This is a genomic window from Salinibacterium sp. NK8237, from assembly GCF_015864955.1.
In the GTDB taxonomy this organism is placed as follows: Bacteria; Actinomycetota; Actinomycetes; order Actinomycetales; family Microbacteriaceae; genus Rhodoglobus.
In genome coordinates this window covers 286,052-299,100 of record NZ_JADYWE010000002.1, presented here as the reverse complement: position 1 = coordinate 299,100, position 13,049 = coordinate 286,052, and the positions used below count along the sequence as shown (strand labels likewise).

11 protein-coding genes are annotated in these 13,049 nt (G+C 60.0%); 7 read left to right on the top strand and 4 right to left on the bottom strand.

Translation table 11 applies throughout. The features are described from left to right. Positions 1-7: 7 nt before the first annotated feature. Together I6E56_RS11805 and I6E56_RS11800 are read right to left on the bottom strand one after the other, a co-directional pair. On the bottom strand, positions 8-1,147 hold the full coding sequence (locus tag I6E56_RS11805; RefSeq protein ID WP_197138713.1) for a BMP family protein: 1,140 nt from the start codon (positions 1,145-1,147) through the stop codon (positions 8-10). Between the two features lie 88 nt (positions 1,148-1,235). Continuing rightward, on the bottom strand, positions 1,236-2,357 hold the full coding sequence (locus I6E56_RS11800) for a mannose-1-phosphate guanylyltransferase (RefSeq protein ID WP_197138712.1): 1,122 nt from the start codon (positions 2,355-2,357) through the stop codon (positions 1,236-1,238). Between the two features lie 90 nt (positions 2,358-2,447). Here I6E56_RS11800 and I6E56_RS11795 point away from each other — a divergent pair, with 90 nt between their 5' ends. From I6E56_RS11795 to I6E56_RS11770, 6 genes are all read left to right on the top strand, one after another. Beyond that, a complete protein-coding gene (locus I6E56_RS11795; RefSeq protein ID WP_197138711.1) occupies positions 2,448-3,578 on the top strand; it encodes a glycosyltransferase family 1 protein in 1,131 nt (376 codons plus the stop codon). Between the two features lie 68 nt (positions 3,579-3,646). Next, positions 3,647-4,081, top strand: a complete 435-nt coding sequence (locus I6E56_RS11790; RefSeq protein WP_197138710.1) for a MerR family transcriptional regulator — start codon at positions 3,647-3,649, stop codon at positions 4,079-4,081. A gap of 188 nt (positions 4,082-4,269) precedes the next feature. Next, a complete protein-coding gene (gene sdhC / locus I6E56_RS11785) occupies positions 4,270-4,707 on the top strand; it encodes a succinate dehydrogenase, cytochrome b556 subunit (RefSeq protein ID WP_197138709.1) in 438 nt (145 codons plus the stop codon). A 2-nt stretch (positions 4,708-4,709) separates the two neighbouring features. Next, positions 4,710-5,156 (top strand): succinate dehydrogenase hydrophobic membrane anchor subunit, encoded by a 447-nt coding sequence (locus tag I6E56_RS11780; protein WP_197138708.1) that lies wholly within the window; start codon positions 4,710-4,712, stop codon positions 5,154-5,156. Further along, positions 5,157-6,971, top strand: a complete 1,815-nt coding sequence (sdhA, locus tag I6E56_RS11775; protein WP_197138707.1) for a succinate dehydrogenase flavoprotein subunit — start codon at positions 5,157-5,159, stop codon at positions 6,969-6,971. It begins immediately after the preceding gene. After that, on the top strand, positions 6,971-7,729 hold the full coding sequence (locus tag I6E56_RS11770; protein WP_197107799.1) for a succinate dehydrogenase iron-sulfur subunit: 759 nt from the start codon (positions 6,971-6,973) through the stop codon (positions 7,727-7,729). The genes sdhA and I6E56_RS11770 overlap by 1 nt, the downstream gene beginning before the upstream one ends. Positions 7,730-7,913: 184 nt before the next feature. Here I6E56_RS11770 and I6E56_RS11765 read toward each other — a convergent pair whose 3' ends face one another. Both I6E56_RS11765 and ptsP read right to left on the bottom strand, forming a co-directional pair. Next, positions 7,914-9,569 carry a sigma-70 family RNA polymerase sigma factor gene (locus tag I6E56_RS11765; RefSeq protein WP_197138706.1) on the bottom strand — a complete coding sequence of 552 codons (1,656 nt, stop codon included), beginning with the start codon at positions 9,567-9,569 and terminating at the stop codon, positions 7,914-7,916. 664 nt (positions 9,570-10,233) lie between these two features. Beyond that, positions 10,234-11,880 (bottom strand): phosphoenolpyruvate--protein phosphotransferase, encoded by a 1,647-nt coding sequence (gene ptsP / locus I6E56_RS11760; RefSeq protein WP_197138705.1) that lies wholly within the window; start codon positions 11,878-11,880, stop codon positions 10,234-10,236. A gap of 54 nt (positions 11,881-11,934) precedes the next feature. Between ptsP and I6E56_RS11755 the strand changes: the two genes are divergently transcribed. Beyond that, complete coding sequence (locus tag I6E56_RS11755) at positions 11,935-13,047, top strand: YihY/virulence factor BrkB family protein (protein ID WP_197138704.1); 1,113 nt, start codon at positions 11,935-11,937, stop codon at positions 13,045-13,047. The last annotated feature ends 2 nt before the right edge of the window (positions 13,048-13,049 follow it).

Genomic DNA, 13,049 nt, shown 5'->3' with positions numbered 1-13,049 from the left:
TATCTAATTAGTTCAGGTACGACGTTACGGCGATGTCACCGGAAATGATGCCGTCCTTGACGGTGACGAGCTCAGCTTCGAGCCCTGCGTCAACCTTGGACTCGAACTCGTGGAACGGCGCGATACCAACTCCACCGTTTTCGAGGGTTCCGATGTAGGCAGTGGTGTCGAGCGTTCCCGTGGATGCCTCGGTCACAACTTCTTCAACGGCAACGCCGATCTGCTTGAGGATCGAGGTGAGGAACAAGTCCGCAGCCGCAGTCTCAGTCTCGGTCAGGTCAGCGTCTACACCGATCAAGGCGATGTCATCGCCCGAGTCGCGGATTGCCTCAACCGCGCTCTGGAAGATGGGTCCACCAACGGGAAGCAGAACGTCTGCACCCTGGTCGATCAGGTTCTGTGCTGCTGCACGAGAGTCGGTACCGGGCGCGAAGCTACCGATGAACGTTCCGTCCTGATCGTCAATGTCCCAACCGCGAACAGTGACGTCAGTGCCCTTTTCGGAGTTGTAGTACTCAACGCCCTGAGCTGCACCATCCATGAAGATCGAAACGGTGGGGAAGTTCATTCCACCGTACGTTCCGACAACACCGGTCGTGGAGTAGCTTGCTGCTGCGTAACCGGCGAGGAATGCTGCACCAGCGGTGTCGAAGAGAATCGGCTTGATGTTCGGTGCGTCGACCGTGCCATCGAAGTCGTTGTCTGCGGCGTCATCAACAATTGCGAAGTTGATGTCGGGGTTTGCGAGAGCAAACTCAACGGTGGCTGCGGAAAGGTTGAATCCAACCGTCACGATCAGGTCGCAACCTTCAGCAACGAGGCTCTCAATGTTGGGTGCGTAGTCTGCATCGCTGGTCGACTCAACAGCGTTGAATTCGACACCGAGCTCGTCTGCTGCCTTCTCGATACCTTCGTAACCGAGCTGGTTGAACGACTTGTCGTCGAATCCGCCCGAGTCGGAAACCATGCAAGGAAGGAAGTCGAGCGCTTCGCCCGAACCTGCCTCGGTCTCTTCCGGTGCTGATGCGCAACCGGCGAGTACGAGTGCGCTCGTCGCAATGAGCGCCATGCCGCTGAGTGCGCGGCCGTGAGTGCTGATTCTCAAGGTGTCCTCCAAGATGCTGTTCGACAGAAATTGTCGAAACATAGTGAACCTACGCTACCGAAGAATCAAGGAATCCATTGTGCGAATATGAGCGCCGAAGCCGAATGGTTACAAACGCGAAATGCCGCTGTCACAAGACATCATTGCGCCCGGAGATTTTTAGAGCATCCACTACAGATTTCACGCGCTGAGCGTTCGCAGTTGTAGTAACCAGCAAAGCGTCGGGAGTGTCGACTACGACAATGTCGTTTACCCCAATTAGGGAAATAAGCCGGTCAGTCTGGCTAATTACCACTCCGGTCGATTTGTCGGCCAAAACTCGAGCGTTTTCGCCGAGAATCGCGAGGTCTGATTTGCGGCCTCCCGAATGCAGCTTGGCAATAGAGGCAAAGTCTCCGACGTCATCCCAATCGAAGTCACCGGGGATAACGACGAGGCGACCTTCTTCTGCAGCCGGTTCGGCCACCGTGTAATCGATCGCGATCTTGGCGAGGTGCGGCCAGACGGCATCGACAACGGCGCCACGCTCAGGGGTATCCCACACCTCAGCGAGTTCGGTGAGGCCAGCCAACAATTCGGGCTGAGCTTTGCCGAGTTGTTCGAGCAACACATCGGCGCGCGAGATGAACATTCCACCGTTCCACAGATAGTTGCCGCTGGCCACGTAGGCCTGCGCCGTGTCAAAGTCGGGCTTCTCCACGAACGACTTCGCCATGACAGCGCTCGGTGCGCCGTCTATCTCAAGAGGCTCGCCACAGTAGATGTAGCCAAATCCGATGGCCGGCTCAGTGGGGGTGATACCGATCGCGGCGATGTAGCCAGCGTTGGCAACGGCGATCGATTCGCGAACACTGCGCCTAAAGCCTCGGATGTCGCGAATCACATGGTCAGCAGCAAACGATCCGATAATGACATTGGGGTCGCGCTTGAGCAGGATCGCGGCGGCAAGCCCGATCGCTGCGGAAGAATCTTTCGGCTCACTCTCCAGCACAACGTTGGGGTCGCTGAGTTCGGGAAGCTGCTTTTCGACAGCGGCGCGGTGCGCGCGCCCTGTGACGACCATGATGCGGTCTGCACCGGAGATCGGTGCGAGGCGATCCCAGGTGTCCCGCAGCAAGGTCTGGCCTGATCCGGTGAGGTCGTGCAAGAACTTGGGGGCGTCGGCCCGCGACAGCGGCCACAACCGTGACCCGATACCGCCGGCGGGGATCACACTGTAGAAGTTGTCGAACGGTGCCTGAATAGGGCTCATTCCTCCACCTTAGACTTCAGCGCCCGTTAACTCGCCGGTTATCCGCGCCTTCTACAGTCTGAGTCACGTCAACCGATTGAGGTGCTGATTGTGCGAGTCGCCATTGTGAGCGAAAGCTTCCTCCCCACTGTCAATGGCGTCACCAACAGCGTGCTCAAGGTGCTCGATTATTTGAGCGCCGAAGGCCATGAGGCCATTGTGATTTGCCCATCGGCTGGTGCGCCGAAGACCTATGCGGGATTCAAGGTTCATGCCGTACCCGCGTTGGCTTATCGCCAATTCCCTGTCGGCCTGCCGAACCCTCAGGTTCACAAACTGATCGCTGACTTTCGCCCCGACGTGGTGCATGCTGCCGCCCCGTTTCTCTTAGGCGCTCAGGCGATCTCGTCCGCCAATCGTCTTGGCATTCCTGCTGTTGCAATTTTCCAGACGGATGTCGCTGGCTACGCTCGTCGACACCGCCTCGGTCAGGCAACCAAACTTGCCTGGCGCATTGTGCGCTGGATTCACGATGGTGCTGAGCTCACTCTTGCCCCGTCGAGCACCGCTATGACAGATTTGCGCGCCATCGGCCTCACCAAACTTGAACGCTGGGGTCGCGGTGTTGACCTCACGATGTATCACCCCGCTAAGAAGCTGTCGCCAGCGACGGCCAAGCTGCGCAAGCGCCTCTCCCCCAACGGTGAAGTCGTCGTGGGGTATGTGGGACGCATCGCTCCCGAGAAACAGGTGGAACGGCTGCGATCGCTTCGGGGCCTCCCGGGGGTGCGCCTCGCGATCGTCGGAGATGGCTCCTCTGTGCCTCTTGTCAAGAAAGAGCTTGCCGGCATCCCCGTGACGTGGTTGGGCAAGCTGGGCGGCGAAGATTTGGCCACGGCCTACGCTGCCTTCGATATTTTTGCGCACACGGGGACCGAAGAGACGTTCGGCCAGACGTTGCAAGAAGCGCACTCGGCTGGTTTGCCCGTGGTGGCACCTCGCGCTGGGGGCCCTATCGATTTGATCGACCACGGCACCAACGGGTTCCTCTTCGAGGCAGATAACGAGGATCAGTTGCGCGCCTATATAGAGGCACTCGCCATCGATCCGGCACTGCGCGCTCGCATGGGTGAAGCAGGGCGGCGCACGGTGCTCGGCAAATCATGGAGCGGAATCTGCGCCGAGCTCGTACAGCACTACGAAGCAACAATTGCGGCAACACCTGCGCCGGTACCTCGCTAGGTCGTTGCACATCAGGCCCACAATGGCTTGACTTAGAGTGCGCTCTAGGACGAAACATAGGTGGCACGATGACAACGGCTAACGAACGAGTACTCACCATTGGCGAAGTTGCAGAAGCGACCGGAGTCACCGATCACACGCTGCGCTACTACGAAAAGGCGGGCCTGCTGGTCGTACCCCGCTTAGCTAATGGCCAGCGACGCTACCGCGAGATGGATGTCAAGGCCGTCGAGTTCATCGGCCATCTTCGCCGGACAGGAATGCCCGTCCGCACCATCCGGGAGTATGCCGACCTGGTGCGAAGCGGCAAAGACACCTCAGCGGAACGGATGCGCTTGCTCGAGCAGCACCGCGAAAACGTCGTGCGCGACCTAGCGGAACAGCAGAAGCACCTCGACGGGATCACTCTGAAAATCGAGTGGTATCGAGCAGCGATCGATCAGCGACAGGAATCTGGCGCTCAGTTTGCTGAGTCCTTGTCGTCAGCTGCGCTTCCGCAGTAGATTCAGCCCTGCATCACCAGTAGGGCTCGTTAAGTTTCACAATATTCTCGAAAACATTCCGGATATCTCGCTATTTAGGGTCGACTGGGAAGCGAGGGCCTCCGCGCGGGAATAGAATGAGAGAGTTCGCCTGTGCGGACACTCATCGGTCGCGGTGGACGCGACCCCACACCGCAAGGAGGGTCCTCGTGCCAGAGAAGTCGGCGAGTAACCTAGTGGCGGAGCCGCAGTCGCCGCCCAAGATTCGCTCACCCAAGAGACCTGCTGGCACCCTGTACCGGGGCAAAGAGGGCATGTGGTCGTGGGTGTTGCACCGTATTACCGGTGTTGCTATCTACTTCTTCCTCCTCGTGCATATTCTCGACACCGCGCTCGTTCGCGTGAGTCCTGAGGCCTACAACGCGGTGATCGAGACCTACAAGAGCCCCTTGATGGCAATCGGCGAATTAGCACTTGTTGCCGCAATCGCCTTCCACGCCTTCAACGGCCTGCGGATTATCCTGATCGACTTCTGGGCATTCGGTGCCAAGCACCAGCGCGTGATGTTCTGGGTTGTCATCGGACTCTGGCTGGTTCTCCTCGCCGGATTCATCCCCCGTCATCTAATGCACGCCTTCGGAGGTTGAGCATGAGTCTCATCGAAGCCCCCCGCACCCCAACCCGTGGCCACCGCACCGGTGGAATCAACTGGGAAAAATGGGGATGGATCTATATGCGCGCTTCCGGCGTTGTGTTGATCGTTCTCATCTTTGGCCACCTTTTCGTCAACCTTGTTGCCGGTGAGGGTGTCAAAGCCATCGACTTCGCATTCGTCGGCGGAAAGCTCTCCGACCCGTTCTGGCAAGTCTGGGACGGCCTCATGTTGTGGCTCGCCCTCATCCACGGCGGCAACGGAATGCGCACCCTCGTGAACGACTACGCGACCAACCCCAAGGTGCGCAAGGTTCTGTTGTTAGGTATTGCCGCTTCCACGGTAATTCTGATTCTGCTTGGAACCTTGGTCATCACCACCTTCGACCCCTGCCCAGCCGGAGCTGACCCAGCTCTACTCGCCAGCATCTGTGAGGCATCTTAATTGGCAACGATCAACACCGGCGACATCGCCGACGGAACCGTTATTGACGGAATCCATTACCACCAGTTCGACATCGTCATCGTCGGCGCCGGCGGCGCTGGAATGCGAGCCGCTATTGAAGCTGGCCCGCACGCCAAGACTGCCGTCATCTCCAAGCTCTACCCCACGCGCTCGCACACCGGTGCGGCGCAGGGCGGCATGGCTGCGGCGCTCGCCAACGTTGAAGAAGACAACTGGGAGTGGCACACCTACGACACCGTCAAGGGTGGCGACTACCTCGTCGACCAAGACGCGGCAGAGATTCTCGCCAAAGAGGCAATCGACGCCGTCGTAGACCTTGAGAACATGGGTCTACCGTTCAACCGCACCGAAGACGGCAAGATCGACCAGCGTCGCTTCGGTGGCCACACTCGCGAGCACGGCAAGGCTCCGGTTCGCCGCGCCTGCTACGCCGCTGACCGCACCGGCCACATGATTCTTCAGACGTTGTACCAAAACTGCGTCAAGCTCGGCATCAACTTCTTCAACGAGTTCTACGTTCTCGACCTGATCATGACCGAAGTTGATGGCGTCGACGAGCCGTCGGGTGTTGTTGCCTACGAGCTCGCCACCGGCGAGCTCCACGTATTCCAGTCGAAGGCGATCATCTTCGCTACCGGTGGATTCGGCAAGATCTTCAAGACGACATCCAACGCTCACACCCTCACCGGTGACGGCGTCGGAATCATCTGGCGCAAGGGCCTGCCATTGGAGGACATGGAGTTCTTCCAGTTCCACCCCACCGGGTTGGCTGGCCTCGGCATCCTGCTCTCGGAAGCTGCTCGTGGAGAGGGCGCTATTCTGCGCAACTCCGAGGGCGAACGCTTCATGGAGCGCTACACACCGACGCTCAAAGACCTCGCGCCGCGTGACATCGTTGCGCGTTCGATGGCTACCGAGATTCGTGAAGGCCGTGGAGCTGGTCCCGACAAGGACTACCTGTTCCTCGACATCACTCACCTCGAGCCCGCCGTCATCGACGAGAAGCTGCCAGACATCACCGAGTTCGCTCGCACCTACTTGGGTGTCGAGCCGTACACCGAGCCGGTTCCCGTGCTGCCGACCGCGCACTATGCAATGGGCGGCATCCCCACCAACGTTCAGGCCGAAGTGCTGCGCAACAACACGGATGTCGTCAAGGGCCTCTACGCCGCTGGCGAGTGCGCGTGTGTTTCCGTTCACGGTTCCAACCGTTTGGGAACTAACTCGCTGCTCGACATTAACGTCTTCGGAAAGCGTGCCGGAAAGGCAGCGGTCGAGTACGTCAAGACTGCTGAATTCGTTCCGCTGCCCGAGAACCCTGCCGGGGGTGTCAAGCACATCCTCGACATGGTTCGCGCGGGCGATGGCACCGAGCGTATTGCCGTCATCCGCAAAGAGCTGCAGGTCTCGATGGACCGTAACGCGCAGATCTTCCGCACCGATGAGAGCCTCGAAGAGGTAACCAATCTCATCCAGACGTTGCGCGCTCGCTACAAGAACATTCGCCTCGACGACAAGGGCAAGCGGTTCAACACCGACCTGCTCGAAGCCGTAGAGCTTGGCTTCCTGCTCGACCTCGCTGAAGTACTCGTGTTCTCGGCTCGGTCTCGCAAAGAGAGCCGTGGCGGCCACATGCGTGAGGACTACCCCAACCGTGACGACGAGAACTTCCTCGTGCACACCATGGCGTACCTCACGGGCGACCCAGAATCAGAAGAGGCGGGTGACCACATCCGTCTCGACTGGAAGCCGGTAGTGATCACTAACTACCCTCCAATGGAAAGAAAGTACTAATGAGCACTGCCGTCGCTGATAACAAGCCTGCCGCAGCAGAGGTCGTTCCGACCTTCACTGCGACGCTCATGATTCGTCGTTTCGATCCAGAGGTGGATGAAGAACCGCGCTGGGAAGACTTCGACGTTGAGCTGTACGAGACCGACCGTATTCTCGATGCTCTTCACAAGATCAAGTGGGAGATGGATGGGTCGCTGACCTTCCGTCGCTCCTGCGCGCACGGTGTTTGTGGTTCGGATGCGATGCGCATCAACGGCCGCAACCGCCTGGCCTGCAAGACCCTGATCAAGGACCTCGACATTTCGAAGCCGATCTACGTCGAAGCCATCAAGGGTCTCCCCTTGGAGAAGGACTTGATCGTCGACATGGAGCCGTTCTTCGACTCCTTCAAAGAGGTCAACCCGTTCCTCATGGCTGGCCCCGTCAAGGGCGGCAAAGAGCGCAAGCAAAGCCCTGTGGAGCGCGCCCGCTTCGACGACACCACCAAGTGCATCCTGTGCGCTGCGTGCACGTCGAGCTGCCCTGTGTTCTGGACCGACGGACAGTACTTTGGTCCTGCGGCCATCGTGAACGCGCACCGCTTCATCTTTGACTCGCGCGATGAGGGCGCCGGCGTTCGCCTCGACATCCTCAACGACAAAGAGGGCGTGTGGCGCTGCCGCACTACCTTCAACTGCACCGATGCATGCCCCCGTGGCATCCAGGTCACTCAGGCTATCGCTGAAGTGAAGCAGGCCATCATCAAGGGCAAGCCGTAACCGCACGCTCGCTTAAACAAGATCGCCCCTGGCGCTACCAAGGTAGTGCCAGGGGCGATTTGTTTGTGTGCGTCCGTCACCCACGGCGGACGCCCACAGTAGGCATTCGGGTTGCCTGCTAAAAGAGACTGGTCTTGGGGTGCGTTATGACGCCGAAAGGCTGCAAACACCCCCGAACTGGGGTTTAGTCGATGAGACGAACGTTGATGCCCTGATTGCTGCCCGACGAGAGCTGGAGGGGCTTAATGAGGTTGTTGATGAGACTGTCAACGGTACCGAAAAGTCCGCCGAGCAATCCTCCACCCCCCACTAGGCCACCCAAGTAGTCGCGATCGACCGTCTGCACGAGATCGAGGGATGAGAGCCCCCCGGGGATGCCTGTGACGTTCAGCGCGAAGGTTCCGTTGCTCGACACCGTCGTTGTCGCGTACACGAGCCCAGCGGCCTGAAGAGACAGGTGTGCGCCCGGGGTCGCCGTGCCGACGAGGTTGAGGTTAACATCAGCACCCACGACACCGCCTGGGGCCGTGTGGCCCTCCGGAGCGGTTCCGCCGGTGACCGTGCCGACTACAGAATCAACGAGGCCACCAACGACATCACCGACCGAGTCAACGAGACCGCCCGAATTGGCTCCCCCTGCATTGCCCGTTCCGGTGCCAACGCCGGTCCCGGCGCCAGCCGAAGTATCAACAACTCCGACATCCGCGGAAGGGACACTAGGGATCGTGGTGCTTCCCGGGTCAGTGCGAAATTCTGCAGTGCTCTCGCTTACGCCGGAGTTCGAGACACTGAAGCTTTCAAGAGCTGACGAGGACTCGCTAGTTGTTGTGGCATCCGCACTCGTGGCTTCTGGTGGTGTGGGAGCCAAGAACACGAGAGAACCGGTGAGCACCAGTGCAGCGGCAAGCGAGCCTGCGACCGCAACGGGCAATGCTCCGACGGTTGCTCCGCCAACGACAGCAGCACCTCCGGCACCCACGAGGTGAGTGCTCGCCAATACTGCTGCTGGCATGGCCGGCGCTGCTGCTGCAGTGAGCGACGCCGCGCCGCCCTGCCCGAAGGCAGTCAGGAAACCGCCACCAGCAACGCCGCCCAGCAGCATCGGGATCATCACGAGTGCTAGGCGTGAACCAACTTCATCTACTTCTTCACACACGATCGAACACCGAGCGCACCCGGCGAGATGGGCTTCGATGCGTGTGGTGTCGCGACCGCTGAGGCTCTTGCGAGCGTGCTCCCCAAACTTTGACATCGCCCACTGGCATTCGCCGGATGCCGTGGCGTCGTTGATGTGGGCCTGCAACCAGGCCTTACGAAGACCTTCACGCGCGCGATACGACAGCGCAGCGACGCTGTTAGCGCTCATACCCAGCAGCGGAGCCACTTCGTGAGGGTCCATGCCCTCCACTTCGGTGTACCAGAGCACTGATTGCCAGCGTTCCGGAAGTTCGCGGAATGCTTTGGCGGTCAGCGAGTGGTCGAGCGCGATTGCGAGGGGGTCTTCGAGAGTTGTGGGGTCTTCGAAGTCGGCGATCTCATCCACTTGCACTTCGCGGGAGGCAGCACCCCACGTTGAGGCGAGGTTGCGGATGGTCGTGTAAAGGTAAGGACGAAAAGCGCCTTGCGGGCCGCCACCCGCCAGCACACGCTGGTAAATACGCGCGAACGCCTCAGACACGAGATCGTCCGCGTCTATCGACGTGTACTGACGGGCAACACATACACCCGAGCGGTAGTGGCGACTCCAGAGCTCGGCAAAGGCGTTTTGTACCCCCGTACGCGCCTGTGCCAGCAGCTGCTCGTCCGAAGTGGTTAGCTCCGACGCCACGATTCCGCTCATTCCCCTGATCCATTTCCCGGGCCTCTCGTTGTCCCTTTGGGGTGAAAGCTGTTGAAAACAGCCTTCTTATCCAAAGAGACCACGCGCCCCGTTCCTTATGACGCAGAATACAGAATTTTCTCGAAAACTTGTGCCCCCACTAGGGGGGAACAGGTCGTTCTGACCCGAATGTACTGCGTTCTAGCAGATTTCAGAGTAGTGCCGGCGAGGCCTGCGGCGCCTGCGCAGGTAGACCACCTGGGCTCGATGAGAACGCTCTCACGCCTGCGAGTCAATCTGGCACAATTTCACTCCACGCACGACCACGTTGCAGCTCAGGGCCACCAATTATGTTCGTCTCCCCAACAAATGGCTCACCATTATGCCGCCACCAGCGCGCTTCTTTTGTACCCCGACCGCCGCTCGCGGCATACACGAGACATTTTTGCGTTCGAGTGTGCACGCTCCCATAAAACTCGAACCTCGCTCCACCGCTGGACCACTTTCGATCCCGTGCGAGCACGACGTCTTCTCGCTACCCCTCCATCGCCACTGGGCAGAAACGGGCGGCTGCTCAAAAAAACGTTAATGATCGACGCAGTGCGGCTGGCAACAGCACGTTAACGACGTAGCACCACGGTCCCCGGAAGGAACGTGGCGCTACGAGAGGGTGAGGTGTGAGCCGCTAGGCAGCGTTCGCGGCAGCCTCACGAGCGGTCGGTCCGGTGGTCGCGTTGATGGCGGCCGCGGCGCGAGCCTTGGCCTGCTCCAGCGTGACCGTCAAAAGCTCGGCGCGCACGTCGGCGAGCGCCGCGGGCGTCATCGAAAGGCTCGTGACCCCCAGACCGACAAGGACGATGGCGAGTTGCGGATCGGCGGCAGCTTCACCACAGACTCCGACGGGCTTGCCCGCTGCGGCTCCGGCGTCTCCGAGCATCTTCACCATGCGGAGCACGGCAGGGTGCCACGGGTCTTGGAACTTGGCGAGAGTGCCGAGCATCCGGTCCGCAGCCAGCGTGTACTGGGTGAGGTCGTTGGAGCCGATCGAGACGAAGTCGCTGCGTTCGGCAACCTGGTCAGCGAGAACGGCGAGCGAGGGAACCTCGGCCATGACGCCGACGGTGTTGAGGCCAAGCTCGCGACCAAGGGAGACGAAGTAGTCGGTCTCTTCGGCATCCGACACCATCGGGGCCATCACCCAGAGGTCGGCGTCGGTAGCGTTCTGAGCGTTGACGAGAGCGGTGAGCTGGTCGCGCAGGATGTTCTCGTTGACGCGCAGCGAGCGAAGACCCCGCTGGCCGAGGGCGGGGTTTACTTCCTCGCCCATGTCCATGAAGCTCAGCGGCTTGTCTGCACCGGCGTCGAGGGCACGAACGACAACCTTCTTGCCCGGGAAATGCTGCAGCATCTCGGTGTATTCCTTGGTCTGCTCCTCAACCGTGGGGGCCGACGTGGCATCGAGGAACATGAGCTCGGTGCGGAAGAGGCCGACACCTTCAGCGCCAAGTTCGACAGCCTGCGCGGCCTCAGAGGGAGTGCCGAGGTTGGCGAGGAGGGGAACGAGAGTTCCGTCAGCGAGAGCTCCATCAGTGATTGGGGCATTTGCTGCGGCAGCGAGCTCGGCAATGCGAGCCTCTGCTGCGGAGACTTGCTCAGCGGTGGGCTCTGTTGTGATGGTGCCGGCACCGGCATCCACAATCACGAGAGTCTCATCGGCGAGGTCAAGAGCTTCGGCGACGCCCATGATGGCGGGGATCGCCTTCGAGCGAGCGAGGATCGCGGTGTGGCTCGTCGGCCCACCCTGGCGGGTGACGAGAGCGAGAACCTTGTCGAGCTCAAGCAGCGCTGTGTCGGCCGGAGCGAGGTCATCGGCAACGAGCACGAACGGCTCATCGCGCTGCGGAACACCCGGGGCTTCAACGCCACGCAAGCGAGCGACCACACGCTGGCTCACGTCACTGAGGTCGGTGGCACGCTCGGCCATCATTCCGCCGAGCGAAATCAGCATCTCGCGGAACGAAGCAAAGGCCTCGAACACTGCGCGCTCGGCAGCTTTGCCGCCGTCGATCAGTTCGTTGACGCTGTCGAGAATCGAGGGGTCTTCAGCCATGAGGGCTGTAGCAGTGAGAACCTCATTGGCTTCGGCATCCGCTTTTTCTGCGCGGGCACGAAGGTCAGCAGCCACAAAAGTGAGTGCGGATGCTGCCGCTTCTTTCTCTGCTGCAGCATCGCCGGAATGGCGAGCATCTTTCGGTTCCGGAAGGGGGTCGGGCATCCGCACGACTTTTCCGACAGCAACCGATCGTCCGACTCCAACACCCTGAAGTTCCATGTGATCTGACCTCTCCTCTGAGTTACGCACAGACAGCCTAGCTATTCTTATTGGATGCAGCTTGCGCAACGACTGAAACCAGCCATTGAGTGGGTCCTCCAGCTACGCCCGGTGCGTGTCTTTATGCACTACGCCGACAAGTTGGGGCCGCTTCTTTCTTCTGGCCTGTCCTATCAGGCCATCTTCGCCGTCTTCGCCTCGATCTGGGTCGGCTTTGCGGTTGCCGGGTTCATCGTTCAAGGCGATCCTGTGCTGCTCGATGCCGTCTATGACTTCATCTCTACGAACATCCCAGGGCTGATTGGTGACGGCAGCGGCAATGGTGCGATCAGCCGCGACACCCTCGCCGACACGAGCATTCTGGGTATCACCGGTGCCATCGCTGCCTTCGGTTTGGCCTTTACTGCTCTGGGATGGATAGCCTCCGGTCGCGACGCCGTTCGTTCCATGTTTGGCCTTGAGAGTTCAGAAACGAACTTTCTCATTCTCAAGCTCAAGGATGCCGGGCTTGCGATCGGCTTCGGTCTTGCCGTTCTGTTATCGGCTGCAATGTCTGTCGCGAGTTCCGCCGCTCTGAACTGGATTCTCGGCCTCGTGTCGATCGATGAAGACTCTGATGTCGCGATCATTGCCACTCGAGGGGTGGCTCTGCTCATCGTGTTGCTTCTCGACACGGCCACTCTCGCCGTGTTCTATCGCGTAGTTTCCGGCATCAAGATCCCCTTCCGTGTGCTCGCTCAGGGAACGATCATTGCTGCCGTCGCTCTTGGCGCCCTGAAATTTGGGGGAACTTTCTTGCTGGAAGGTGCCACCCGCAACCCGCTGTTGGCATCCTTCGCCGTGATTATTGGTTTGCTGATCTGGTTCAACTTGATCTGCCAAATCATTCTCATCGGTTCGGCGTGGATTGCAGTCTCCGCCGATGACGCAGACCTCGACATCAGCGGCGAGAAGCGTGACGCCGAGGCGCCGCGGGCAGTGGCGGCGACCAAGGCCGCCGATGAGGCGAAAGCCAACAAGGCCGTCAAAGCCGATCGCAAAGCTCAACGTCAGGCCAGCCGCACACCGCAGGCAACACCCGAAGAGCAGAGCGAACTCGACAAGGCCAACGAAGTGAAGTTCAAGCGCACCTTCAAACGGATGATGAAGCGCAACAGCAAGAGGTAGCT